Genomic DNA, 24,842 nt, shown 5'->3' with positions numbered 1-24,842 from the left:
ACGCGATGGCAAAGAAACGTATCCTATTAATTGATGATGAACCAGGGATTCGTCAAGTAATCCCAGTTGCATTTCGAGTAATTGCTTCCTGGGAGGCAATAGTTGCAGATTCCTGTCACACAGGGATTGCTCTTGCGGAAGCTGAACAACCAGATGCCATTTTACTGGATGTGATGATGCCGGAAATAGATGGTATCACTGCTTTTCATCAAATGCAAGCAATTCCTGCGATTAAGTCTATTCCGATTATTTTACTGACTGCAAAAGCACAAGCAAGCGATCGGCAAAGGTTTGCTCAATTAGCGATCGCTGGAGTTATTACTAAACCTTTCAAAGCACCTGATTTAGTCAATCAAATTCGACTTATTCTCAACTGGAATGATTAATTGTAAACGATCGGCGGTCGGGTGCAGAAGCCGATCAGCATTGCTGACCGTAATGACAGGTAACGACTCTGAAGTGTTTTCTTCACGCATGACCTGTTCCAGTGAATCCTTCCCTTTCATGCTGCGATTAGCAGTCAGCAAAATCATCTGATTTTCTTGAGCAAGTCGCCAAACTACCCTGTCATCGCTATCAGTCGATAAATTTATATCGTCAAATGTGACAAACTGAATCGGGACAATATCCAACCAACCTTGCGATGCGATCGCACCAAAGAAAACCAAAGCATGACCTTTGAGATTTTGATCGATCAAAAAAATCATACTTTAGACTCACGCTTTGCCTTAGCCGCTCGAAGCTTTTCCCAAGCAGCTTCAGTTCCAGGCTTGGGTGGTTTTGCTGCACTTCGCGCAACTCGGTCACGATTTTGCTCCTCGTAGTATTGTTGGAGTTCTTCAGCTTCTTGGAGAACTTGCTGGTACTCAGCTTCTACCTCTGTATAATGAGCTTCAATATAAGTCAGGGCAGCATTAATTTGCTCCTCAGTAAGATCAAATAATCCCTGAATAAACTTGGGCGGATATTGCGCCGTCACGTAGTCCATCACATCGTAGAGAGTGATGCGTGTACCTGCGATCGTTAATCCACGCTCTGTACGAATAATCGGTGGTCGCTCATTAGATACTGAAGTCATAGCCATAGCTTTTGAATGCTATTTTATTCTACTTCAGAGAACCGCCTCCGTTATGGGGTTCATTAAGCACATCTTCATAGAGAATTGGGATAAGAACTTTGAGAAATTATTGTTCTACTAACCGCATAACGTGACCGTCAGGATCTCTGACCAAAAAGCCTTTTTTGAATCCTAATGTTTGTTGGGGAATTGTCACAATGCTGGGAGAGACAAAGGTAGATTGATTCATCCGTAATAGTGATGCTATTGCTTGTGTATCGGACACAATCAGTGTAGTTTCCCAATGTATTAAATCATTGGGTTTAGTATCAGCGGGTAAGGTACGCCCATCTCGCGGTGCTAGGTATTCGAGAAACTCGATCCCAGGACCAGCTGCCGATCGCAAACCGCTAATATGTAATCTTGCCCCTTTTACATGATTAAGATACTCTTGCTCGCTCCCATAATTCATGCTTTCTCCCGCTAACTTCAAACCCAATAAATCACGGTAGAACTTCAAACTTGCCGCTGTATTAGAAACTACGATCGCTGTATGGTCGATGCCTTGAAATAATTGATTAGTTGAGTGCTGCCATTTGGGATCGCCTTTTCCGGGAGGGAAGTAAATAATTTCTAAATTATGACCGTCTGGATCTTTGAAATAAAAGGCACGAATTCCAGCAGCGGCAATGTTCCAATCAGGGAGACGTTGGGGAGCAGTGGAGGTGTGTTGTATTTTGTACTTGCGGAGATGCTGGTAAGCTTTATCCATGTCGCTGACTACGATCGCGATATGCTGGAACCAGCGATCGTTACTCCGCGAATCAATGGGTATTGGTCTTCCCTTTGGCGTGAGATATTCCGTCAGTTCAATAAACTCATTACCCAACTGCATTCGCACTACACGCATTCGGACACCAAATAATCCTTGCAATTTTTCATATTCAGTACCCAATACTTCAATATCTGAAACTTTGTTGAAAGATAAAACTTGAGAATAAAATTCTACAGATTTATCGATATCTGAAACTGTCATGCCCACAGATTCTACTGCTTTAACAGATGTTTGAGTAGTTTGGGTTTGTGCGATCGTCGTTAAGCGATTATCATCTCGATGCAGAGCTTGAGAGTAAACTTGGTTATGAAGAAATATGACGGCAACAAAGATGCTAACCGACAGAATTACTCTAGCTATTTTTTTGTTTAATCTCATTAAAAACTCACAAATTCACTGGATTAATTATTGATGAATTATTAGCTCAGTAGTAATGTTTTCGATAGCTTAAAAGCCGAATTCAAAAAAGTTTCCACTTGTTGCTTTTGATTTTGGGCTATTTCTGCATCAGCGTCAATTTTTGTAGGAATTGCTAATTGAGAAGCTCGCAAAACTGCTCCTACCCAATGCTGAGTGTGCCAGAAACCATCGCCGTCTAAATTGGGCAGATTTTCTGTTTCCGAGAAAGGATAAGGAGTTACATACCAGTAAGGTTCTTCGTAGTTGGTGTCTCCAGGTGACAAACCAATGCCGATACTCATTTGTTCGCCATTCTTAGTACCAGGAAGTAAGATTAATGCTGCCATATCAAAGTGATGAGGCCAAGTATAGATCGGAAAAGTTTCTCCATTGGCGGCAATTAATTCTTGTAAAATTTGATTAGTATTACCATAGTAATTAGTTAGTTCTTGCAGTGCTGATTGTTCGGTTGCATCAAAAGCAGCACCATGAGCAACAGGATGGTCGGGAAAATCTTCTTGAGGATAGGAAGGAAGAGCAATTTTATCTGGATTAGCACCTAATTTGGAAATTTGCTCCTTCAGCCAATTTAGTGCTTCTCCCATTGTTTTTCCCTGTAGAGGAAAGGCAGCGATTGTATTATTTTGTTGGTCTAGAACTATCAGCGTTAGGGCGATCGGATCGACTGCCACCCGAAACGGTTTTTCCGCTGGAATCAATACTCCAGTAAACATTTTTAAGGCAGGATTCCATGCCAAACTAGTGTGACTATAGTCTGGTAATGGTTCTGCAAGGGCAGCACCCGTAACAGCGATGAACTGAACTGCATAATGGAGTTGTAGTCTACTTTCTGTCAGTTTTTCGGGTTGGAAATTGCCAACGGTTTGCCATGAATTATTCATTGTAAATTGCCTCAGTTAGAAGATTTTTGAAGTTTCCCAGTAGGGGCAAAGAAGGGGTTAGGTGTTGGGTGTTGGGTGTTAGGTGATAGGGAAACTTCTTCTTCCCTATCACCTAAGCTGTCACGCATTTAAATCACTTATTAAGATTGCAGGGGGGCAGGGGGGCAGGGGGGCAGGGGAGAGAATTAGACGAATTTTCTTCTGTTTCCAAACAATCCAATTTAAATGGGGAACAGCTTAACACCTGACCCCCATCCCCAAAGATTGCCTCTACTATTTCAAAGTAGCTGCGCCAAAGGTTGCATTAAATTTACGACACCAGATTACTGCTGATTTGTAATCTGCTAGATTAACGTTATTAGGAATACTGTAACTTTGAGAACCGCTAAATTTTTTTAAGGGAGCTATAAGCACATAGTCTCCTTCTTTAAGTGGATAAGAAGGGGGTTTAGTAGAGGCAATTACATTATTAGAACGATGCAAGATTACTACTAAATCTGGCCCCATATTTGAGGTTTTAAATGATTGGTCTAACTCTAAGGATGATTTGCCATTTTTGGTAATAATGCGGACTGTTCCAGAAGTAGAATGTTCCCCAGAAACAAAAGAGCCAGTCTTTACAGAATTAGGGTTTGCAGCTATAAGTGATTCTTCAGAAATAGGACTTGCTAAAGACTGTTTGACTGATTCCTGTATGCTATAACCGACAGCGAACAAAGTTGCGATACTTGCGATTAGTAAATATTTCGATTTCATGATGATAATCTCCTGAAACTATTTGATTCGTTGGATAAGATGATCTGCTACGCGCAAGGCATTGGCAATAATGGTGAGTGTGGGATTTACTGCTCCACTGGAACAGAAGAAACTACCATCTACAATGTAAAGGTTGTCAAGATCGTGGGTGCGACAATTGAGGTCTAATACTGAAGTTTTTGGGTCTTCACCAAAGCGACAGGTGCCAACTTGGTGTCCGACACCATCTAGAGGAAGTTTGCCTGTAAAATAGGTTTTGCCACCTTTTACGAAATAAGAACAGTTGGGTAAAATTTCTTGACCGCATTCGATCGCTTTGAGAATTTCAATCCAACGGGTTTGTAAGCGATCGTAAGATTCGCTATTATTCTCGGTATATTCAAGAATAATTTTGTCACCATCAACTCTAACTCGATTGTTGGGGTCGGGTAAATCTTCCACTGTTAACCACCAATCAATAGAATGAGTGGCTACTTGTTCGGGAGTCAAGGGTGCGTAAGCTTCAGCATTTCCTTCCAAAGCTTCTTTGCTGACTTTTCCTAAAGTTTGAATTTGTCCCAACGGGTAATCATAACCTTCTTCACCCCAGTAAAAATCGTTAATCGACATGGTTTTCTGAAAAGCAGTGGGGTTGGGTTTTTTTGATACGCCAATGATAGAACCCAATACGTGCTTCATAAAGTTACGCCCAACCAAACCGGAACTATTGGCTAATCCGTCGGGATGTTTGTCGTTAGCTGATTTGAGGAGGAGAACAGAGGAATTGATTGCGCCACAGGCGATCGCTACAATATCCCCAGAAAATGTGCGAATTTCCCCTTGCACCTCAACCTCTACCTCTGTTACTTCCTTCCCAGAAGGACTGGTGTGCAGAAGCAAAACTTTTGCTTCTGTAAGTAGCGTGACGTTATTTTGACGCATTACCGGACGAATGCCTGTGACTTCTGCATCTGATTTAGCTTGAACCAAACAGGGAAAACCATCGCAGGTATTGCAACGAATACATTCACTCAAGTAACGTTCGGCTTCATTTAATCGGATGCCTACAGGGGTATGGTAAGGATGTAACCCTTGTGCTTGTAATGCTTCATGAATTTCTTGAAGTCGGGGTTCGTGGGTGACAGCAGGGTAGGGATACTCTTCGCTACGGAATGGTTCGGTGGGGTCTTCTCCACTTTGACCATGTACTTGGTAGAGTTTTTCTGCTTGGATGTAATATCGTTCAAAGTCTTGGTACTTTAAGGGCCATTCTGGGGAAATGCCATCTCTGTGGGAATATTTCTCAAAGTCCTTTTCTCGAAGGCGAAACAATGCGGCACCGTAGAGTTTGGTATTACCACCAACGAAGTAACTCATGCCGGGGTGCAGTTCGTTACCGTCTTTGTCATACCAAATTTCTTGATTGTGATAGCGATCGCTATTAAAAACTACCTTTGTATTCCAATTATCTTTTTCTCTGGGTAGAAATGGCCCTCGCTCTAATACTAAAATTTGTTTGCCAGTCTGAGCAAGGCGATGTATCAAAGTGCCGCCACCTGCACCTGTTCCAATTACAATGACATCATAATGGTTATTTGTAGACATTTTGTTGCTCCAATATTTGGGTTCTAAGAACTAGGTAACTTATCGCTTAAATCCCATCGCCCATCAGCTGCCGATCGACGATAATTGCAACGAAAGATGCAACGATAATTGTTGTCATGATGGAGTTTGGCACATTTGACTGCTTTTGTGCCCATCAGCCGGACATACAGTTCTGCGGCAAATAACATTCCTAACAGCGGTGCTGTAAAGTAAATCCATAATCCTGTTGCCACTTGAGCCGGAATTGCAGATGCTAGACTACGGGCTGGATTCATGCTCATTCCTGATAAGGGAGCTTCTACTGTAATGTAGATGGCAATTAAACTTCCGGCAATTAGTCCAGTATATTTGTTTAATTTCCGGTTATTAGATACGAACAGCACCATCAACATCATGCCAAAGGAAATGATCAGTTCGGCGAAGAATGCGACTGTCTCGCCGTTTGCGCCGGGGATTGTCACTATATAGTTAACTGTGGGATTTGCGATCGCATCTCTTAATATCCAGATTGCTACAATTAAGCCCATTAACCCGCCGATAAAGTGTGCCAGGATGTAAAAAAACGCATCCCACGACTTTACTTTTCCCAGGCGGAAGAAGGTTAAAGTAAATGCTGGATTGAGGTGTGCGCCTGATTGTTTACCCCAAGGTGAGTAGACAATTGCGATCGCTGTCAGTCCCATTGCTACACCGATGGAGAAACGTCGCACCAGTGGATCGGTGATTGCTTGCCGAAGTGGTGATGTGGGATACTCTAGCAGCGCCGTCACTAAAGAGGCACTAATTAAAAAGATACCCAAACCCGCAGCTTCCATTAGATATTCAGGGTAGTGGCGACGTAAGGTGTCCATAATGAAAGTTAAATCTCAAAAATTCGACCAGGATTTAAGGATGAAAGGATTTCCAGATTTTTTATTTTGAATGAAACAATTCTATTTTGAGCTATTACCTCAAATTCAGAGTAGAACTTTGAGCTTTTATTCTTAGATACTGAGATGATTATGGCTGACGTAATTTGGTAAAAAGTGAGACTTTTTGAAGTATTTACATTAAAAAAGCTGAGAAGTTAGTTAGAAGATTCTCAAAAATTTTTCAGCTAATACCAATTCTTTATGAAGATGCGCTTAATTAAGCCCACCTCAAACCCCTCTCCGTCCACAGGGAGGGGGCAATGATAAACGCAATTTTACAGAGAATTGGTATAACTTTAATTTATGGTGATATCAAGTTCGTTTCAATCCCTGAAAGGGATTAAGGTTTTTTCCGTCCTACTGTACCTTTAGCAGAAGCTAATAATTTTGAATGTTTCAATCCCTGAAAGGGATTAAGGTTTTTTCCGTCTTGTTTGGTGTCCAGTTCCAGTTATCGTTGTAAATGTTTCAATCCCTGAAAGGGATTAAGGTTTTTTCCGTCTTGAAAGAGAATTCGCGCATTTAGATTTAGAGTTTGTTTCAATCCCTGAAAGGGATTAAGGTTTTTTCCGTCTCTCAATGCCCACACCCATGCTCACCAAAAGCTCAGTTTCAATCCCTGAAAGGGATTAAGGTTTTTTCCGTCCCTAGTCTGTGGCGGTCACGTAGCAGAATTCCGGCGTGTTTCAATCCCTGAAAGGGATTAAGGTTTTTTCCGTCGTGAGGATTTTAGTATCGCGTTACATAAATTTTACGTTTCAATCCCTGAAAGGGATTAAGGTTTTTTCCGTCGGTGAGGATTTTAGTATCGCGTTACATAAATTTTACGTTTCAATCCCTGAAAGGGATTAAGGTTTTTTCCGTCATCAGATGCGATCGCCATGCGATTAAATCTTGCAAGTTTCAATCCCTGAAAGGGATTAAGGTTTTTTCCGTCTGGTGATTGTCAAAATCGATAGCCCTAAACAAATTGTTTCAATCCCTGAAAGGGATTAAGGTTTTTTCCGTCGAGACTATCACTGACTGCATTGAGGTAAGCGTATCGTTTCAATCCCTGAAAGGGATTAAGGTTTTTTCCGTCTTGGCTGCCATTTGCAGATGTAGATAGCATTGATGTTTCAATCCCTGAAAGGGATTAAGGTTTTTTCCGTCGGTCATTCTTTAGCTTGTAAGCTGTAGCTCTACCCGTTTCAATCCCTGAAAGGGATTAAGGTTTTTTCCGTCTACCATGAAAGCGAATGCGAATATGGTTACACTCCAGTTTCAATCCCTGAAAGGGATTAAGGTTTTTTCCGTCTGCTGTGTTGTTCAGGGAGTCAAGTTGTTGATTAGTTGTTTCAATCCCTGAAAGGGATTAAGGTTTTTTCCGTCAGCGGAAACCCGAAAAGCAGAATATATAAAGTTTTCAAGGTGCTATATCGCGAATCAAAAAAATTATAACATCCAAACCTGGAACTTGAGAAATTAAGAATTGTAAACTTAGTCGAAAACCCAATTAGACAAAGGTTTTCGAGAATTGCGCGGATCGGAAAATGGGTAAGATATAGGTCAAGACCTTGCAGAGAGAGCATTTGAGCCGCCTTGATTACCAGAACAAAAACCAACACCCACCCATCCGCGCATTTAAGCAAAGAAAATGGTTTCATCGCGGACTTGTTCGCCGCCAATTCTTTCGATTTTACCGTGACAGCAAGCACAGAGGAAGTAGAAGAGAATGCTATCTTGGTCGGGCTTAATCTTTTTTTTCAGGCGCGATCGTAATTTAGCATATTGAGTCTCGGTCAAATTGCATTCAAATAGACTAAACTGCATCCACTGACCATAAGATTTAAGAATGCTGTGAATCTTCGTCCGTCGATTATCATCCGAAATATCGTAAGCAACAACAACGTGCATAAAAAACCCCATTAATTTAGTGTAGGGGCGAAGCATTCGGATTGTTATATTTTGGTTGAGTTTCACTCAGACTTGCACCAAGAGGCAGAGCCTCCATTTTTCGTTCCCAGGTTGAACCTGGGAACGAGGATTTGGGAGGTTCTACCTCCCCTGGTGCAAGATCTGAGTTCAGAAATTGTCGCCCAAATGCTTCGCCCCTACAGTATCTAATACCAAATCCGGTTTAAATACCCCCGCTATTCTTTAGTCCGCGTAGGCGGACTTTGTTTGTGTAGTAGCGATTTCAATCGCCCAATCATACGCCAATCGGGTAGCTGACCCAGATTTGGTATAAACCTCCATTATTTAAGAACCAACGGTGGATAAAGTTGTGTTTCACCCATCAGATATTTCGCCAAAAGTCGTGCTTGAATTTCAAAAGCTTCTTGATAAGTGCATTGTCTTTGTAATACCGGATGTTTGAATTTTGATTGTTTCTTTTGTTCGTACAATTTTAAGAAAGTTCGCAGTCCTTCATCGGAAAGACGCACGGCATTACTCAGCGGTTCTGTAGTAAAATCAGCGGGTAAGAGCGATCGCTTATTCACCGCCGATAAAACCACAGCATCCACCACTAAAGGTCGAAATTCTTCCATCAAATCCAACGCTAAAGAAGGTCGTCCATAACGTTCGGTATGCAGATATCCCAAATAAGGATCGAATCCCACAATATTAACTGCACTTTGAATGTCATGAGCTAACAAAGCATAACCAAAACTCAACAAAGCATTAATTGGATCGGTTGGTGGACGACGGCGACGAGATTCAAAACTAAAACCTTCGGCGCGAATTAACTTATCAAAACTGCCAAAATAAGCCGCACTTCCCGCACCTTCTAAACCTCTTAAAGAATCAATACTTTCGGTTTTGTCGATCGGTGCAATTACCTGTTCTAATTTCGTAATTGCATCCTGCAAATTCAAAGTTTCATTCTCTCTTTGAGCGCGAAGGAAACTATTACGATAATTCTTCAATTTTCCGCGCACAAAACCTCGGACAACATGAGTAACTTTTGCTGGTTCTTGCATAACATTCCATTGTGCCGATCGCACAAAAATATTCTTGGTTAACTGCGGTTCCAAACGTCCCAAATACTTACCATTTACGGTGAGAAAACTTAAGGGAATTTGTCTTTCCAACAATTCCATTAACGCTGCTGGAGAAATTGTCGATCGCCCCAACACCACCACACCATCCACCTTAATTAAAGGTACATCCAACAAGGTCTTTTTTTCGGCTTTTACCTGCAAACGTTCGTCAGTTTTGCCGATAAAACTTTCCTCTTGCGTGATATAAATTGTTCCCATTTTTGTGTTAATTTGCCTCCTGATAGCGATTAATTTTTGTCCCGACTTGGGGTAAACATTGCGAGTAAAAACTGCATCCTTGACAACGCTTAGAATAAATTGGTAAAGGCATTTTTCCCGTTTCTAAAAGCGTAGTGACTGACTGGATAGTGGCGATCGCTTCTTCCCGCAATTGGGAAGTAATTTTTACCTCTTGTCTTTGGTGAGATTGAGCATAATAAACATAGCCCTTACTCACAGTTTTCCCCGTCATATCTTCTAAACACAAAGCTTGTGCAGCGACTTGTAATTCATCATTATCAAATTCGCCTTTGTGTCCTCTTTTATATTCAACTGGATACCAACAACCTTGACTTTCTTCCACTAAGTCAGACTTGCCAATTAACCCATGCTTTTCTGACTTTAACCAAATCGCCCGAACTTGCCAAATTTCCTCTCTTTGTCCGTCCCCCAAAGTGTGAACTCGTTCGTGTAAACTAGTCCCTTCAATGGTGTATTGATTATCAATAAACTCCCCCGCACAAAACATTCGCCAGCAACGATGGGGACAATAACTGTATTGATTTAGGGATGCGATCGGAATATAATCATTTTGCATGATTAATCCTCCTCACCATACCCATTCCCATCGGTGTTTTCCGTCCAACTCCGCTATAAATAGCAAAGTCAGCCAAAGCATTAATTTGTTTAATTTTCACAGGTTCAACTTCTCCTAAAATCCGAAAATTCATCACTCCCACACACCCGATAAATTTGCTTCGCGCATCGCTAACAACCTCAGTGTGAATATCAAAAAAACTGGGAAAAATCGGCTCAATTAAATCTTCCGAAAACTCAATTCCGCTATACTGATTCCACTTTCGCAGTAAACTATTAAACACTAAATCCCTAGTAGGTAAAGCCGTATCAAACTGCATTTGACGAAACGCAGTCGGCGTACAAAAAGCCAAGTTAATTTGCCGTTCCTCCTCCGAAGCTTGGGCATAAATTTCCGCATAAGTAGCATAATTTGCCCAAGGAAAATCAGTATGAGGAGTACCCAAAATGCTGGTAATTTGTAAATTAGCAGGGCCTAAATGCCAAGGTTGTTCAGGATTAAGATTTAACCAAAGTTGGGTGAGATTGCCAAATAAAGAATCATTCAACAAAGCAATGCGCCACCAACAAGGAGTTCCCGATCGAATTGCCGATTTATGTTCATGTTGTAAGGTAAAATCATGAGAGTTAGGGCGACCAATTTGTAGGGGACTAAGGGTAAAAGCTTTGTCACTTTTTTGGTCGTGGAGATGGGTGCCTAGAGTGCGATCGACCGAACTTACCAAGTTCAAAAATAAAGCATGAAGATGTTTTCCTTTGAGGTATCCCGGTGGAATCGGAGACTGAGGAATTAGGGTAAGAATGAGGCTATGAGGCATAGAATTTTAGTTAGTTAGAGAGTGATTTACAGATTTTATAAGTAGTTCTGTTTGTTAAATTACATAAAAATTTTCATCGTCAGGAAGCTTAAGTTTTATCTCATACATAGCTATAGCAAGGATTCCTGATAAACCAGGAAAAAATGTATATTTTTTTTCAAAGTCGTTACATGAAACTGAAATAGGATAAGATGCAATTCCTTGCTTTCTAAGCCTAATAATTACCCATTGATTTGCTTCTGTAGAAATAATGACTCCAGGTAGCAAGTTCTTCTCTAACTCTTTTAGTAGAGGAGTAGGAGCGATCGCACTTCCTAAAGTTCGCTCAATTCGGCAATTTTCAAAAGCTGTTAGTTTGTTGATTTCTTTATTTTTAAATTCCTCAGCACTATCAAGATAACGCAACCGAAAACTTAACTCATAGATTGCTTCTGCACGGCTCATTACTTCGATAAATTCCCCATTTTCAGCAAACTCATAATAACGTAATAGGTGAATTGGGTCTAAAACTGTCTGATCTGATTCATCAAGTAATAAACCTTTGGGATCGAGAATTGGCAAGCTTTCAAAAAGACCTTCTCTAAATTGGAATAAAGGTGCGTAACTAGCCTTCCAAACTTCAGCAAAGTCTTTCAATTCTTTGGCGGCTTCATCATCTTCTTTAAAAACGTTCTCAAACTCTTCTATTTTTGTCACTCCTGCATCTATATCTGCCCATTCAGCAGGATATTTAACTTCTAGAAACTTTTTGACAAAGGCTTGTCCGCATTTGATATACATCCATTTGGTTTTTATTTCTTTTAAAGAAGCATTAGCAATATTTTCTGCTCCTTTTAAAACCTTCATGCGGTAACGATAGTGATTCCAGTCTTTTTTACCACCTAAAGTTAACTTGAGGGTTTCAAATAGCTCAGAAATAAATTTGATTTGAGATAAGTTATCAAGGCTTTCTTCTAATTCTAAGAGAGGACGAGCAATTTCTAAGAATGCTTCTGAACGCCAGTAAATCTCCAAGAATGGACGTTCAAGACAAGGAAGATTATCAAGCATTTGTTTAAGTTCTGTCCTTCCTCCTGAACAGTCAAGGGAAGTTATCCCTTGTTCCCAAGCAACAGCAGGTAAATAAGATATTGCTTCCGAAGGAATATCCGTTTCAGTTTTACCTAAAATGCGCCCAACTCTACCTATTCTCTGCCAAAATGAGAAGCGATCGCGTGTGGAAAAAATCAACCAATCTAAATTTTGTCTAGTTGGTGCAGGATGTCGTTCAAAGTTAAATCCTACATCGACTGTGCTTGTAGCCAGAATTATTTGTTTTTGTGCTGCTATTTTTCGATCTGCTTGTGGCGTAGAACCTGTAATTCGCCCAAACTTATTTTCTAAACCTTTAATTTTTAATAAATCTGCCAAACGATTGATGTGATCTTTAGAATCAAGAATAACAGCACCATTTTGATCTGCTTGTTCTCTCAATCGTTTGGCAACTTCATTTGCTATTTCAGTTAACCACTCGTCTCTATCAAGTTGTGGTCTAATTTCCAAATTGACAGCAGTTTGAGACGGTAACAAGTTAGAGTTATCACTTTCACCATCTATTTTGGCTATTCTGACACCTTTCTCTTCTAAAGTTTTTAGTGCAGCCTCACAAGCTGGTTCGGGAGTTGCTGTTAATAAAACTACTCGCCTCCCATCTTTAAAAAAGCCAAAAACATGAGAAAGGGCTAAATAAAACAGTAATCCTACTAGTTGTTTAGCATCATACAGATGAAACTCATCAAAAATTACAGTAGCAAACTTGGTGTAAAATGCAGCAGCAATATTACCCCGATCTAAATTGTTGTAAGCAAAGAAAGTTGCATAGTAAAAGATATCAGGATTTGTAATTAGCAAGATTGGTTTATTAGCGCCAATTTCAGGGAAAATTGTAGCGGGATTCCGTAAGACGTTGTACAGTTTTTCTCCTGAACGTTTCCCAACTTTATCATTAGACCAAGTTTTAATTTGTTTTGCTGATGCAGCTTTAACAACATGAGGTAAACCAGCATTGCGGACAAACTTTTCTGCTGCTTCTGCTTGTTGAGTAATCAAAGCATTAGTTGGAGCAATATAAACTGCACTTTTGTTAGGTTGATGCAAGAGAATGCTTAAACCTGCGTTGGTTTTACCTGTCCCTGTTGGTGCTAAATCGAGAATTATGTTATGGTTGCGGGATTTCTCAAATACATCAACTTGATGCTGTAAAGCATTAGCCATAAATGCTAATTCGGATGGTAAAACAGAGCAAGCAGCAATACTTTTTGGTTCTAATTGAATGGAGAGTTTGTCATTATTCATTACTTCTTTTACCGCAAAATTGTAAATTGGCGGGAACTACAAAATCTCCAACCTGCCAAGCTGCACCTCGAAAGCGCAGATTTTTTAATAAAGATACAGGTGGAATAGAAATTAAATCAAAGGCGAGTAAATCGATATCTGTTGGTAAGTCAGCAATACTGAAAAAAGCTTTGCTTTCATATTCACATACGGGTAAAGAAACTAAACTTAAGCTATTAAGAATAGTCACCCGTACTTTGCTCATAAACTTACCTAGACGGATGTATTCTGGTAATTCATATTCCCCAAATACTAAAGTTTGGAAATAATTTCCTCGTTCAATCATCCGTAAACGTCCAGTTTGGGGAAAGTTGCTAGGTCTGTAAGTATTTGGTTTTTTACCTGTGCGCTTTAGCGGTAAATCTTCTCGCGCCGTTGCAACTCTGTTATTCGTCATTGCAAACCAGTAAGAATCAGACAAAGCATTAAATCTTTCAAACCGAAATGACACTTTGTTATCTACAGACCAAGCTGGTAAAACATAACAATCCAAAGGAGTTAAATCTTGAATGTATGTAGGTTTTCCTGTTGCTTCACCTGTGAGACGATAAGGCGATCGCGCCCACCCAAAAGCATACGCCAGCGCATAATTTCCAATCGCCCCTTCTGTGTAATAAGTGTCGGATAACTCCCTAGAAGCAAAGAAAATTGGTTCTGCACACCATAATTCAATTAATCGCGCTTTCTGAAAAGCTGGTTTATCAGTTTGATCGGGAAAACTCAGAGGTAATTCTAGCTGTTGCATAAATTAACTCTCCGATTCAGTTGCAACAGTTTCTTTTTTCTTACTACCTCTCTTTGGCTTTTCTTCAGTAGGAACACGGCGGAGAGGTTCATAAGATTTATCCAACCGCTTGAGAAAGTTTTCTTGTTCAGTTAATGACAAATGGCGATCGACATCTGCAATCAAATTTGATAATTCATCCTCAGAAAGCTGCATAGATATTCCTCGTTTATTTGTCCAAGTTGAAATAAATTGCTTGGTTGCCTTAATTAGTTCGCTAGTTTCTAAAGGATGTTCTAAAGCTTTTCCTGAAGCTTTCAATAGATCGTGTACTGCTTGCACAAGTTCTAAAGAACTGGGTAGTTCAGCAATCCCACCAAAAATACCTAAAATCTCATTTTCCATGCGTCCAACTCGACTAGAAACTGCACCATAACGAGTTGTGAGCAAAATGTTACCAATTACATAACGCAATTCATCAGCAGTTACATCTTTGAGAGTGACAATATCGAGGAAATGAACGCCAGGTTTAATGTATTCGCTGGTATTAAGTGCGGTTGATGCTTTGCCATTTTCATCGCGCATTGTACCATTTTCAAAGATAGCGTTAATCGTGCGATCGCCGATTGCATCATTAGCAGCTAAAACGCTAAAAGCATCTTCTGTCCAAACACGACTTTTTTGTGCGCCTTCACCACCCGCAGCAAAACCATAAAGGAAACAATCTATACACATTTCGCAAGGTGCATTAGTGTTTAAAGCACAGAGAGAATCACCTTTAGGACTTGTGTAGAGAAGATTATGCGATCGCAAAAATTCCCGACCCCGCCGACGTTCCGGTGCAACCTGTTTGCGTTTCGTCATTACTAGGCGAGAAATTATATTTTTATCCTCTACTCCCGCTTGCACAAATTCACTACACATCGGTTCACCAGAACCTTCTGTACGAAAGATTGTTTCCGAATGAGTTGTGCGTAAAACCACTAAACCAATAGTGCGTCCTTTGGGGAAATTTTCGTAACTTGGAGCTAGGAATGGTGTTAATTTTTCAATAGACATAAAATTCTCCTAAATTGCAGATGTGGTTGTTTCAACAGATTGATATTCAGCTTTATTTTTTACTTGCTGACGTGCTTCTTGAAGAAAAAATAAGTAAGCAGCTTCTAGAGTTTTTTTGTCATCTAAAAACCTCTCAGGACGGTCTTGATAAACCTCAGCAAATAGCTGTCTCAAAACCTCATAATATTTCTTGATTTGTTCGTATTTAGTTGCTCCCACACCATGTTCGCGGATGCGATCGAGACGAGTATGATAATCCTGAATCAGAGCAGCAAACACAACATCCCAAGGTAAATGAGGTTTACGATTGCGAACAGCTGCGATCAAAGCTGTAAAAGGTTCTGCTTGAGCAGTGCGCTTAAAAGAACTACCCCAAAGTTTTGCCTCTGCTGCAATTTGAGCAGCTTCTTTGAGGTACTTAGTTAATTTTTCATCATCAGGCATAAGACTCTCCAATAAATCGTTTAATGGTTCACAAATCCGACTCCAGCTATACTCTAAATTTGGTTCATCTTGTTCGCGTAAAATCCAACGGAGTAAAACGTAATAAAAAACAAGTGGACGTTTAGCAGCACGGGCTAAATCGTAAAGACAATCATCTTTATTTTGTAGACTAGCAACAGATACCGCCAATTTAGCTATACAGCGCAATCTTTTAAGAATTTCTTCTGCTTCTTGACGGTTATATTTGCCATTTCCTAAAAGTGGTTGCAATGTAGATGGTATTCCTTCAACTTTTCCAAAACTACCACTCCAAGCTTCTACTTCTAAATTGCCACTAATAGTAAAAGGAAAACCAAATTCCAATGATAAAGAAACTTCTAAAGCAAGATGCAATGATTTTAATAAAGCTACAGAAGCATTAGCATCTCCCCATACTACGGGAATAATCACAGTTGAGTGAATAAAATCAGAACGTTTAGGTAAAGCAAAGCCCACAACTTTATTAGGTTTAAATTCTAAAATGTTATCTCGATAAAGCTTCAATTCATCAACTGTAACTGCTCCTTCAGCATTAATATCAGCAATATCTCGAAGAAATTTTTTCCAGATTCTTAGTAATTCTGGACAAGCACCTTCAGGTAAAGCAAAATCTAAATAAAGTGGATCTTGCTTACTAACAGCAGGAAAGTTTGCCCCAACAGCCATCAATTGATAAGCCAAAGATACTATTGAATCAGCACGTCTTTTAGGTTCCGCACTCATTCCTCCAGGTAAACGATTAGAAAAAGATTGTACTTTTGTTCCTGGTGGCATATTATTAGAAATTAATTCTTCCACATGAGTAGATGTTGTTCCTAAAGAGCAACGTTGTTTAGGATTAGCATTAATATAAGTATCAAGATCGTTAATTCCTTGCCAAGTTCCTGTATTAGGTAGTTTGAGCAAACGAGCAACTTCTCTCATCATTTCTTCAGAAACTTCTATTTCTTCTGAATCTTCAGATTGTTCTCCTTGTCGCATCTGAAAAGATTCTCGCAAAGCAGCTTTAACACCTTCCATTCCGTTTGAAGCTGCTTTAGCTGCAAATAAACATCTTCCATACTGAGCATTAAATGGCTCTAGGGCGTTTCCTTGTTCCTGAGACAAACCAATATGATTAGCAATACGATTCCAAGCTTCTTGAGGTTTTAATCCAGCTTTACCATAGCTTAAATAAGCAGTTTTTAAACCTTCTGATATGGCAAACTCTTCTGCTTTACTTACTGGCAACAAACCTAAAATTGTTGCTGCATTTACAGCATCTTCACCTGCCGTATTACCCCATTTATTGACATCTTGATTAACTTTATCAAACTTAAAACCAGCCTGTTTTTTAGCTAAAAGTGCTTGAACACAAACTAATGTTTCTTCTAAATTTTGTTGAATTGCTTGTGGATCAATTTTAATCCCATCTTTAGTAGGACGTACAAGCTGTTCAATATTGCCGCCAAAAACTGCATTAATTTTTTTCTGCCATGTAGCCGCAATCTCTTGAGTTAAATCCTTGTTTGGTAATACTTCTACCTCAAATAATTCCCCATCTGAAAAAATAGCTAAAGGATGAAAGCCGTATTTAGTTAAAATCTCCTCAGCCGCACTCAGTAACAATGCTGTGATATAACCTCTGTCTTCAGATACTCTTAGTCTGTAAAGGTTACAAGGGCGATCGAAAGCAACAGTTAATTCCTTTTGAACTTTAGCAAATCTTTCTGACTCTGGAATACCTAAATCAAATAAATCCGCAGCAGTTACCATTGCGGCATATCTTTCAATTGCAGGGTCTTCTGGTAAAAATCTTGCACCATCGCTGACATTATGACCAGAGTGCCTTTCTATCAGCTTTCTAACTAATTCAAAATCTTCATCTGTTGAAACAAATTGAGCAACACAAGCTAATTCTAACTGTTGTTGTAAAAATTCCCGATCTCTAGCTAAAGTTTTAACATTCCGCTTTGATGAATCTAATTTATTTAGGTCATGAACAGCAGTTGCAGCTAATATAATAGGTCGCTGATTTTCAGGAACTCCTGCAATATGAGTAACTGTCAGAATAAATTGACAAGCGGAATCTAAATGTTCTGCCAGAGTTCTTCCTGTTCTCACACCAAATTGATAATGCTTTGCGTGTCTCTCATAAACAGTCGGGCGTATATCGTTAAAGTAACGTTCATCTAAAGTTTTCGGTTGACGATTCAAAAGCCTACGCTGATTTGACATAGCTTATGCCTCATTTCAAATTTGCTCATATTGATCAATGTGGAAAGGGTAAATAGCACCCCCCACATTTCGATAAATTGTTTTACAGTTAAGCGATCGCTCTCGACTCAACTACCAATCGATACTCATGTCGCTGACCTTCAATACGACGTTTCTCAAATTTGTAACCACGTTTACTGAGAACGTGCTTCGTTGCAGAGAATCGGTGGCTAATTTTTTCCACCAGTTCTTCTGTGGAATGCCAAGCACCATCAGACATGAGTTGAAGCATCCGATCTGGAAGGTTATCGTTCATGGCTCATTTCTCCAATATATGTACAACTAGACAAGCCATGCGCTAACCTATATAGTTGCGAGTTACATAGGCGGACTAGGCTTTTGTCTAGTTCGCTTTTAAGTATAGTCCAAATAAGGGTTAATACAGCGATAAAATACGTCAATTGAAGTGAATTTTTTTGAAAGATTAGACAAATGCCCATATAATGTCAGGTACACAGCTAATAAATGCCTCTTAGGAATTGAAATAATACGGCGATCAAATGAATAACATCGCTCGCTTCTACGCAAAAAAATACCTATCAGGGATCTTAAGCCAGAGCTAAACTCTGGCTTTTTTGCTCGAAATGTCAACATAAGAATCCTTTGTCACTTCAGAAGCATAAGCAATACAAGCTAAAACATCGTCTCTTTCTATGTCTGGGTAAGCTTCCAAAATTTCCTCGATCGCCATTCCACCAGCTAAGTAATCCAGAATTAAAGACACCCAAATTCGATGTCCGCGAATGCAAGGTTTACCAAAACATATATTTGGGTCGATAGAAATTCTATGCAGCAAATTTTCCTTGGTCATTTTTTCTCCGAATTTGGAATAATTCATCCAAAAGAATCCAGTTATTCTTATTCTTATGCTTTATTGTTCGGTTTCCCAATCTTCGATCGCCAAACCCTAGAGACACAAACTGTGACCAAAATTCTTGCTGACTTCTCAAAGCTTGTGTGGGATTGTTGCTCCGCATTGCACCAAAGAAAAGTTCAGCTTTAGTCACAGCAGACACAGCCACATCGGTAGGACGAAGTGTTCTCAGCCTGCGAGTAACTATTGAGTTGGGAAACTTAAGATGATGGATACAAATATTGGTATCCAGCAAGTAAATCATTCCAATGCCTCTCTTTGCTGGAGTTCTTCTTGGGGAGGACGTTCTAAATCAGGAATCGATCCAGCTGTGTGTTCAAAAAAACCCGGTAGCCATCCTAGTTCTTCTGGTGTTTTCGCTGAATCAGCCTCGACAGCTTGGTAAATTACAATTACTTCTATGTCCTTGTCAGCATGACCAATGGGGACTTGCAACTGTAAAATTCCATCTGAACCAACGTGGGAACGTAATTTGATACTCTGCATTTCAACCTCCCGATCGCACTACAAAAAAGCCTTTCATTGTCTTCAGCTTATCCCCTGTCACGACTCTTGGAATTTTCTGAGCTTTACACTCATACTTTGTATTTAATGTGTAAAATCTATTTGTAAATTGAGTATGGCACAACCAAAACTAAAATACAAGTACATTTTAGATTATTTTTAGAATGCCCAGAAAAAAAGACACCCTAACCCTATCCGTCCCCCCAGGAACCAAAGAGCAACTAGAGTCGATCGCACGCCGTCTAGGAATCTTTTGGGGCAAAAGTCCCAGCCCATCGGGGTTGGTAGCTGCTATTGCCCAGCAGCAAGTCCAAGTCGGTCGAAAGTCTTTCACCCTCGACCAAAAGCAGGTGGAAGCCTTACAACAAGCGGCAAAAGCTTTGATTGATGCGGGTCACGTTGAAGAAGCTCGAACTGTAAATACACTTTTGCTGAATCAAGGCGACTCAGAAGCGCCCCTACGTCAAGCCTTACTACAGCAGTTAAATCAATCCATTCAAGCTTGGCGCGATCGCATTGACCAACTCATTGCCGATCGACAGTGTTTCCATCTGAAATACCGTAACGCTCAAAGTCAGGAGTTGGAATACACCGTCCGCTATGCAGAAGTTCGCTTCTATGAAAAACGCTTCTACTTACAAATTTGGTGCGAAGAAACAGAAGAAGCCGAACGCGATACCCCCGATCTACGGGAAATTTGGCACAATCGCTGCTTACGTTTCGATCGCATCTTACATATCGAACCCTTTCCCGGTGTCTGGAAAGGAGAATTAGACTCCCTCAAAGTGTACTTACATTTTTACAGAGGACTAGCCAATGCCTATGAACCCAAACCCGAAGACGAAGAGAATGTGGTTTTGGGAGACATTCGACAAGTGGTGCGGCGAGTAGTTAACCCCTTCTGGTTGGTGCGAGAAGTCTTGCGATACGGCAAAGACTGCCAGGTTATAGCTCCAGATGGTGTTAGGGAGCGAGTCAAGCAAGAAATACGCCAACTCTGCCAATCTTACAATATGGAGATTGCAGATTAGAGAAACGAGTAATAGTACGACTCAATCACAAATAATATTATTTCCTATGAACTTCACTGTTTAGACATTGCATTCTTGGTACGATAGTCTAAACTCCAATATTGAGTCGGAAATCTGATCCAGAAGTCACTTCTTTGACTCGAATGAGATTGGATAAAAACATTTCCACCCATGCGTCTGATTAATGTATCAATAATTTCTAGTTTTAAATCTAGATTTTCTTGGGAATGAGCATCATATAATTTTATCGGCTGATGAGATATTTGAGAAATCCCAAGCCCGCCGTTATTTTCTTGTATTGTACTATCAGGTGTGTTGTTAACTCGAACGATTACTAAATCATCTTTTTGTTCCAAGTTAAGAGTAATTGGCTGATGACTTTCGCTGCGTTGAATTGTATACTCAATTAAATGGATGAGAACTTGCAATAGCCGATCGCGATCGGCTTCTAGCATAATCTTTTCCGAATTAGCTGCTACTTGAATGATTCGATGTTGAAATTTTTTGGTCATTTTGACAGCATCATTAACAACATCATTTAAAATCAAACATTCAAAATTAAGCGGCAAACAGCAGTTTTTGACACGGGCAAGTTCTAGAGAGTCCTGTAAAATCTGAATTATATGTTCCGACTCAGTAGTAACTATATCTAAAGCTTCTTGTTGGCTCTTGGTTAGGTTAATATTACGACGTGAGATAGATTGTAAATATCCAGAAATTAAAGTTAGTGAGGTGCGAAGCTCATGGGATAGAGTGGCAATAAATTTCTGTTGTTGAATTCCCGCTTCAGAAATTGTTGATACTAATTTATTATAAGTTCTCAAGAGCGGGCGAATTTCTACAGGCATTTCTGTGAGTCGAAAGTTAGTTTGAGTATTTTGGTTAAATGAATTAACGGCAATGGCATCAGTAAATTTTTGCAAGGGACGGAGCGATCGCAAAATTACAAAAACAATTGCGCCAACTAACATCGGCATAAGAAAGATCGTAGTTGACATTAAACTAAACATTCCTATATGCCAAATTGCTCCATCTTGTAAGTAATTACCCGAACTCATGTATTGATTGATTTGTGCGATCGTGCAAAGGTTTACACTAATCAGACCAATTATTAGGATACCTACCATTTGTAATGATAGAGAAAACACAATGGATACAGGTCGTTGCCTGACTAAGCTGTTTTTGAAGTAATTGTTGATAGATTGCATAGAGGAAAAATAGTGTTTGCTTTCTGTATTAACCATAACAATTTATTCTTAAAATAACCTTAATTTCGTTGACAAATTTTATTATTTTTAAAAGCTCTCTTAACTCAGATCTTGCACCCCACCCCGCCTACGGCACCCCTCCCCGTTTACGGGGAGGGGATGGGGGAGGGATTTTTTATTAGGGTAATTTACCGGACATGATATAAGTTCTATTAAAATACTTATATCCAAATGCTAAGGCCCCAACAAATTTTATTAATGCACTTTTACTGCCAAATTTGGTACTATTTCCTGCCCTTCATAAGCGGCATATTGATGAATTAGTTTGGCAACTAAACCAGTCCAACCTGTTTGGTGACTTGCACCAATACCCGCGCCGATATCGCCATGAAAGTATTCATAAAATAGAATTAAATCACGCCAATATGGGTCTGTTTGAAATTTTTTAGTAGCTGCATAAACAGGACGTTGACCGAATGAATCTGTCTCAAATATGCGAGTTAATCGTTGAGAAATTTCGCTGGCGACTTCCCACAAATTCATAAATTTGCCGGAACCTGTAGGACATTCTATTTGAAAATTATCTCCAAAATAGTAATGAAATTTTTGCAGAGATTCTATTAGTAAATAGTTAACAGGAAACCAAATTGGGCCGCGCCAATTGGAGTTACCACCGAACAAACCGCTGCTAGATTCAGCTGGTTCGTAATTTACTCGAAATTCATTACCGTTGACATGAAGAATGTAGGGTTTTTCTGCATGACAGCGAGAGATAGATCGAATGCCGTAAGGACTGAGAAATTCAGTTTCATCTAACATTTTTTGCAGAATGCGGCGCAGTTTTTCGGGATAGGCGATCGCTAATAATCTTCTTTCTCCCACGCCTTCCTGTCGCATACAAGCAATATTTTGTACTAAGTCAAGGCGGTTTTTAATGAACCATTCAACTCTTGCTTTAAAAGCGGGAAATTGTTTCAAGGTTTCTGATTCGATCGTTTCTACGGCAAATAAGGGAATTAAGCCCACCATCGATCGGACTTTCAATTTAATGGAATCATTATTGGGTAAATGCAGCACATCGTAATAAAAACCATCTTCATCATCCCACAAGCTAGTTCCATCCTCGCCAATGTGATTCATTGCATCAGAAATGTAAAGAAAATGCTCAAAGAATTTAGTAGCAATATCCTCATAAACTGGGTTGTTTTTTGCTAGTTCTAGAGCAATTTCTAACATATTCAAACAATACATTCCCATCCAACTAGTGCCATCAGATTGATCGAGATAGCCTCCTGTTGGTAAAGCAGCGCTGCGATCGAACACTCCAATATTATCTAATCCCAAAAAACCGCCTTGAAAAACGTTTTTACCTTCTACATCTTTGCGGTTCACCCACCAAGTAAAATTCAGTAACAGCTTTTGAAATACTCTTTCTAGAAATTGGCGATCGCACCTTCCCCACATCTTCTGCTCAATCTTGTAAACGCGCCAAGTTGCCCAAGCATGAACGGGTGGATTAACATCACTAAACGACCATTCATAGGCGGGAATTTGTCCATTTGGGTGCATTAACCACTCCCGCGTCAACAAGTCAAGTTGATTCTTGGCAAACTCAGGATCTACCATTGCTAAAGGAATGCAATGAAACGCTAAATCCCAAGCAGCGAACCAGGGATATTCCCATTTATCACACATGGAAAGAATTTCTTCACATTGGAGATGAAACCAATCACTATTTCTACCTTTTTTATGTCCTAATGGAACAGGCGGTGTAGCTGAATCACCTTTTAGCCAAACATTAAGATCGTAATTGTAATATTGCTTGTTCCACAACATTCCAGCTAATGCTTGTCGTTGGATATTTCGCAATTCTTCATTGAGGGGATATGGTGTTATATTTTGATAGAATCGATCGGCTTCTTTTTGGCGAGTTGCAAAAATTGAGGCAAAATTATCGAAAGGTTTAGAATGTGAAACATACATTCCATTACCGTTGGTATCTAGGATAGAAGAGAGCCGTAATTGTACAGTTTGACTTTCTCCGCCTCTAATTGTTAGTAAGTAATGAGCGGCAGCTTTTGTTCCGATTTTGGCTGGATTTACAGCCTCTTTATGTCCGGCAACAATGTAGTTATTAATGCCATCTTTTACATAAGGCGAAGCATTGGGAACACCAAACAATCTTTCGTAGTTAGTTTCATTTTCTGTGAATAGTAATTCTGGATTTCCTAAACAGCTAAGTTCATATTTACCTAATTCTGGATGAGAGGCAATAATGGTGCTGTAATCAGCATTAATCGCTTGTAAATTTGGTTTATTTCCATCTCTATCCCATGACCAAGTATTGCGGAACCAAAGGGTTGGTAATAAGTGTAAAGTTTTGGTTTCTAATCCTCGGTTAGCGATCGTAATTTTAATTAAAATATCTTCCGGCGACTCTTTGGCATACTCTACAAATACATCAAAATAGCGATTCTCATCAAATACGCCAGTATCCAACAATTCAAATTCTAATTCATGACGACTACGACGGTGATTTTCTGCTACTAATTCCTCATAAGGAAAAGCTGATTGGGGATATTTGTACAAGGCTTTCATGTAGGAATGAGTTGGCGTACTATCCAAGTAAAAATAATAATCTTTGACATCTTCGCCATGATTTCCTTCGTTCCCTGTCAGTCCAAAAATGCGCTCTTTAAGGATTGGATCTGCACCATTCCAAAGCGCGATCGCAAAACATAACAATTGCTGACGATCGGAAATTCCGGCAATTCCATCTTCACCCCAACGATAGGCACGCGATCGAGCTTGATCGTGGGTAAAATAATCCCAAGCACCGCCATCAGCGCTGTAATCTTCCCGCACTGTTCCCCACTGTCTCTCGCTTAAATAAGGTCCCCCATTTTTTCCAGTCTGCTGTTTGCATCCGAGTTGCTTCTAAGCGAGTTACTTCTGGTGTTTGCTCGGTCATAGTTTTATTCTCCTAATCGGGTTATCTTAAAATATGGTTGGGAAAAATGCGATCGGACTGAGAGTAAACTGAAAAATTGATTAATAATCTGGTTAGATTTTATTAAATAATCGGCAAGCTTTTAAAGCAAGAGTTTAAATTTAATATACTTTACTTGTCAGAAAACTACTATAAATTTTCCCTGAGAATTAGCTGAGAGTTTTTCATAAATCTATTAACCTAGTCTTTAGCATTGCTCAGTTTCCTCTCACTCTTATA

The 24,842-nt window shown here is 39.8% G+C and carries 22 protein-coding genes, 1 pseudogene and 1 CRISPR repeat array; of the genes and pseudogenes, 2 read left to right on the top strand and 21 right to left on the bottom strand.

Annotated features, from left to right (window positions below; translation table 11 throughout):
* Positions 1–5 precede the first annotated feature (5 nt).
* A complete protein-coding gene (locus ACE1CA_RS05125) occupies positions 6–386 on the top strand; it encodes a response regulator (RefSeq protein WP_413277345.1) in 381 nt (126 codons plus the stop codon).
* Here the strand turns inward: ACE1CA_RS05125 and ACE1CA_RS05120 are convergent.
* The 19 genes from ACE1CA_RS05120 to ACE1CA_RS05030 all read right to left on the bottom strand — a co-directional run bounded on the left by ACE1CA_RS05120 (position 345) and on the right by ACE1CA_RS05030 (position 19,356).
* The gene (locus ACE1CA_RS05120; RefSeq protein WP_413277346.1) at positions 345–707 is read right to left on the bottom strand and encodes an ACP S-malonyltransferase; all 363 of its coding nucleotides are present in this window, start codon (positions 705–707) and stop codon (positions 345–347) included. The genes ACE1CA_RS05125 and ACE1CA_RS05120 overlap by 42 nt on opposite strands.
* On the bottom strand, positions 704–1,078 hold the full coding sequence (locus tag ACE1CA_RS05115; protein WP_413277347.1) for a DUF433 domain-containing protein: 375 nt from the start codon (positions 1,076–1,078) through the stop codon (positions 704–706). The genes ACE1CA_RS05120 and ACE1CA_RS05115 overlap by 4 nt, the downstream gene beginning before the upstream one ends.
* Before the next feature lie 106 nt (positions 1,079–1,184).
* Complete coding sequence (locus ACE1CA_RS05110; protein WP_413277348.1) at positions 1,185–2,270, bottom strand: VOC family protein; 1,086 nt, start codon at positions 2,268–2,270, stop codon at positions 1,185–1,187.
* A gap of 41 nt (positions 2,271–2,311) precedes the next feature.
* Positions 2,312–3,193: a hypothetical protein gene (locus tag ACE1CA_RS05105; RefSeq protein ID WP_413277349.1), complete on the bottom strand. Its 882-nt coding sequence runs from the start codon at positions 3,191–3,193 to the stop codon at positions 2,312–2,314.
* A 273-nt stretch (positions 3,194–3,466) separates the two neighbouring features.
* On the bottom strand, positions 3,467–3,949 hold the full coding sequence (locus ACE1CA_RS05100) for a DM13 domain-containing protein (RefSeq protein ID WP_413277350.1): 483 nt from the start codon (positions 3,947–3,949) through the stop codon (positions 3,467–3,469).
* Between the two features lie 18 nt (positions 3,950–3,967).
* Entirely contained in the window at positions 3,968–5,533 is a 1,566-nt protein-coding gene (locus ACE1CA_RS05095; protein ID WP_413277351.1) for a GMC oxidoreductase, read from the bottom strand.
* Positions 5,534–5,556: 23 nt separating this feature from the next.
* Positions 5,557–6,384, bottom strand: a complete 828-nt coding sequence (locus tag ACE1CA_RS05090; protein ID WP_413277352.1) for an MIP/aquaporin family protein — start codon at positions 6,382–6,384, stop codon at positions 5,557–5,559.
* Between the two features lie 380 nt (positions 6,385–6,764).
* Positions 6,765–7,815: direct repeats of the CRISPR family, unit length 37 nt; unit sequence GTTTCAATCCCTGAAAGGGATTAAGGTTTTTTCCGTC.
* Positions 7,816–8,067: 252 nt separating this feature from the next.
* Positions 8,068–8,340, bottom strand: coding sequence for a CRISPR-associated endonuclease Cas2 (cas2, locus tag ACE1CA_RS05085; RefSeq protein WP_459563596.1), 273 nt, complete (start codon positions 8,338–8,340; stop codon positions 8,068–8,070).
* Positions 8,341–8,681: 341 nt separating this feature from the next.
* Positions 8,682–9,686 (bottom strand): type I-D CRISPR-associated endonuclease Cas1d, encoded by a 1,005-nt coding sequence (gene cas1d, locus ACE1CA_RS05080; RefSeq protein WP_413277354.1) that lies wholly within the window; start codon positions 9,684–9,686, stop codon positions 8,682–8,684.
* Between the two features lie 7 nt (positions 9,687–9,693).
* Positions 9,694–10,284 (bottom strand): CRISPR-associated protein Cas4, encoded by a 591-nt coding sequence (gene cas4 / locus ACE1CA_RS05075; RefSeq protein WP_413277355.1) that lies wholly within the window; start codon positions 10,282–10,284, stop codon positions 9,694–9,696.
* Positions 10,274–11,101 carry a CRISPR-associated endoribonuclease Cas6 gene (cas6, locus tag ACE1CA_RS05070; RefSeq protein ID WP_413277356.1) on the bottom strand — a complete coding sequence of 276 codons (828 nt, stop codon included), beginning with the start codon at positions 11,099–11,101 and terminating at the stop codon, positions 10,274–10,276. The genes cas4 and cas6 overlap by 11 nt, the downstream gene beginning before the upstream one ends.
* A 54-nt stretch (positions 11,102–11,155) precedes the next feature.
* Complete coding sequence (gene cas3, locus ACE1CA_RS05065; protein ID WP_413277357.1) at positions 11,156–13,435, bottom strand: type I-D CRISPR-associated helicase Cas3'; 2,280 nt, start codon at positions 13,433–13,435, stop codon at positions 11,156–11,158.
* Entirely contained in the window at positions 13,428–14,219 is a 792-nt protein-coding gene (gene cas5d, locus ACE1CA_RS05060; protein WP_413277358.1) for a type I-D CRISPR-associated protein Cas5/Csc1, read from the bottom strand. The genes cas3 and cas5d overlap by 8 nt, the downstream gene beginning before the upstream one ends.
* A 3-nt stretch (positions 14,220–14,222) precedes the next feature.
* Positions 14,223–15,257 carry a type I-D CRISPR-associated protein Cas7/Csc2 gene (gene cas7d, locus ACE1CA_RS05055; protein ID WP_413277359.1) on the bottom strand — a complete coding sequence of 345 codons (1,035 nt, stop codon included), beginning with the start codon at positions 15,255–15,257 and terminating at the stop codon, positions 14,223–14,225.
* Positions 15,258–15,266: 9 nt separating this feature from the next.
* Entirely contained in the window at positions 15,267–17,957 is a 2,691-nt protein-coding gene (locus ACE1CA_RS05050; RefSeq protein ID WP_413277360.1) for a CRISPR-associated protein Csc3, read from the bottom strand.
* Between the two features lie 88 nt (positions 17,958–18,045).
* Positions 18,046–18,252 (bottom strand): hypothetical protein, encoded by a 207-nt coding sequence (locus ACE1CA_RS05045; protein ID WP_413277361.1) that lies wholly within the window; start codon positions 18,250–18,252, stop codon positions 18,046–18,048.
* A gap of 303 nt (positions 18,253–18,555) precedes the next feature.
* The gene (locus ACE1CA_RS05040; RefSeq protein WP_413277362.1) at positions 18,556–18,807 is read right to left on the bottom strand and encodes a DUF433 domain-containing protein; all 252 of its coding nucleotides are present in this window, start codon (positions 18,805–18,807) and stop codon (positions 18,556–18,558) included.
* Entirely contained in the window at positions 18,782–19,114 is a 333-nt protein-coding gene (locus ACE1CA_RS05035; protein ID WP_413277363.1) for a type II toxin-antitoxin system VapC family toxin, read from the bottom strand. Before ACE1CA_RS05035 ends, ACE1CA_RS05040 begins: the two co-directional genes overlap by 26 nt.
* Positions 19,111–19,356, bottom strand: coding sequence for a hypothetical protein (locus ACE1CA_RS05030; RefSeq protein ID WP_413277364.1), 246 nt, complete (start codon positions 19,354–19,356; stop codon positions 19,111–19,113). The genes ACE1CA_RS05035 and ACE1CA_RS05030 overlap by 4 nt, the downstream gene beginning before the upstream one ends.
* A gap of 182 nt (positions 19,357–19,538) precedes the next feature.
* Between ACE1CA_RS05030 and ACE1CA_RS05025 the strand changes: the two genes are divergently transcribed.
* Positions 19,539–20,405 (top strand): helix-turn-helix transcriptional regulator, encoded by an 867-nt coding sequence (locus ACE1CA_RS05025; RefSeq protein WP_413277365.1) that lies wholly within the window; start codon positions 19,539–19,541, stop codon positions 20,403–20,405.
* A 53-nt stretch (positions 20,406–20,458) separates the two neighbouring features.
* Here the strand turns inward: ACE1CA_RS05025 and ACE1CA_RS05020 are convergent, their stop codons facing one another.
* On the bottom strand, positions 20,459–21,649 hold the full coding sequence (locus ACE1CA_RS05020) for a sensor histidine kinase (protein ID WP_413277366.1): 1,191 nt from the start codon (positions 21,647–21,649) through the stop codon (positions 20,459–20,461).
* A gap of 219 nt (positions 21,650–21,868) precedes the next feature.
* Positions 21,869–24,584: pseudogene (locus ACE1CA_RS05015) on the bottom strand (MGH1-like glycoside hydrolase domain-containing protein).
* Positions 24,585–24,842: the final 258 nt, after the last annotated feature.

The sequence above is a fragment of the Floridaenema evergladense BLCC-F167 genome (assembly GCF_041929205.2).
GTDB classification, from domain to species: Bacteria; Cyanobacteriota; Cyanobacteriia; order Cyanobacteriales; family Aerosakkonemataceae; genus Floridanema; species Floridanema evergladense.
This window is presented reverse-complemented; position numbering and strand designations above follow the sequence as displayed.

Excerpts from the sequence above, each read along its gene's own strand:
- ACE1CA_RS05115 (WP_413277347.1), bottom strand. The coding sequence starts at position 1,078 with ATGACTTCAGTATCTAATGAGCGACCACCGATTATTCGTACAGAGCGT.
- ACE1CA_RS05095 (WP_413277351.1), bottom strand. The coding sequence starts at position 5,533 with ATGTCTACAAATAACCATTATGATGTCATTGTAATTGGAACAGGTGCA.
- cas3 (WP_413277357.1), bottom strand. The coding sequence starts at position 13,435 with ATGAATAATGACAAACTCTCCATTCAATTAGAACCAAAAAGTATTGCT.
- ACE1CA_RS05120 (WP_413277346.1), bottom strand. The coding sequence starts at position 707 with ATGATTTTTTTGATCGATCAAAATCTCAAAGGTCATGCTTTGGTTTTC.
- cas7d (WP_413277359.1), bottom strand. The coding sequence starts at position 15,257 with ATGTCTATTGAAAAATTAACACCATTCCTAGCTCCAAGTTACGAAAAT.
- cas4 (WP_413277355.1), bottom strand. The coding sequence starts at position 10,284 with ATGCAAAATGATTATATTCCGATCGCATCCCTAAATCAATACAGTTAT.
- cas2 (WP_459563596.1), bottom strand. The coding sequence starts at position 8,340 with ATGCACGTTGTTGTTGCTTACGATATTTCGGATGATAATCGACGGACG.
- ACE1CA_RS05090 (WP_413277352.1), bottom strand. The coding sequence starts at position 6,384 with ATGGACACCTTACGTCGCCACTACCCTGAATATCTAATGGAAGCTGCG.
- ACE1CA_RS05125 (WP_413277345.1), top strand. The coding sequence starts at position 6 with ATGGCAAAGAAACGTATCCTATTAATTGATGATGAACCAGGGATTCGT.
- cas5d (WP_413277358.1), bottom strand. The coding sequence starts at position 14,219 with ATGCAACAGCTAGAATTACCTCTGAGTTTTCCCGATCAAACTGATAAA.
- ACE1CA_RS05105 (WP_413277349.1), bottom strand. The coding sequence starts at position 3,193 with ATGAATAATTCATGGCAAACCGTTGGCAATTTCCAACCCGAAAAACTG.
- ACE1CA_RS05020 (WP_413277366.1), bottom strand. The coding sequence starts at position 21,649 with ATGGTTAATACAGAAAGCAAACACTATTTTTCCTCTATGCAATCTATC.
- cas6 (WP_413277356.1), bottom strand. The coding sequence starts at position 11,101 with ATGCCTCATAGCCTCATTCTTACCCTAATTCCTCAGTCTCCGATTCCA.
- ACE1CA_RS05030 (WP_413277364.1), bottom strand. The coding sequence starts at position 19,356 with ATGCAGAGTATCAAATTACGTTCCCACGTTGGTTCAGATGGAATTTTA.
- ACE1CA_RS05100 (WP_413277350.1), bottom strand. The coding sequence starts at position 3,949 with ATGAAATCGAAATATTTACTAATCGCAAGTATCGCAACTTTGTTCGCT.
- ACE1CA_RS05110 (WP_413277348.1), bottom strand. The coding sequence starts at position 2,270 with ATGAGATTAAACAAAAAAATAGCTAGAGTAATTCTGTCGGTTAGCATC.
- ACE1CA_RS05045 (WP_413277361.1), bottom strand. The coding sequence starts at position 18,252 with ATGAACGATAACCTTCCAGATCGGATGCTTCAACTCATGTCTGATGGT.
- ACE1CA_RS05040 (WP_413277362.1), bottom strand. The coding sequence starts at position 18,807 with ATGACCAAGGAAAATTTGCTGCATAGAATTTCTATCGACCCAAATATA.
- cas1d (WP_413277354.1), bottom strand. The coding sequence starts at position 9,686 with ATGGGAACAATTTATATCACGCAAGAGGAAAGTTTTATCGGCAAAACT.
- ACE1CA_RS05050 (WP_413277360.1), bottom strand. The coding sequence starts at position 17,957 with ATGTCAAATCAGCGTAGGCTTTTGAATCGTCAACCGAAAACTTTAGAT.
- ACE1CA_RS05025 (WP_413277365.1), top strand. The coding sequence starts at position 19,539 with ATGCCCAGAAAAAAAGACACCCTAACCCTATCCGTCCCCCCAGGAACC.
- ACE1CA_RS05035 (WP_413277363.1), bottom strand. The coding sequence starts at position 19,114 with ATGATTTACTTGCTGGATACCAATATTTGTATCCATCATCTTAAGTTT.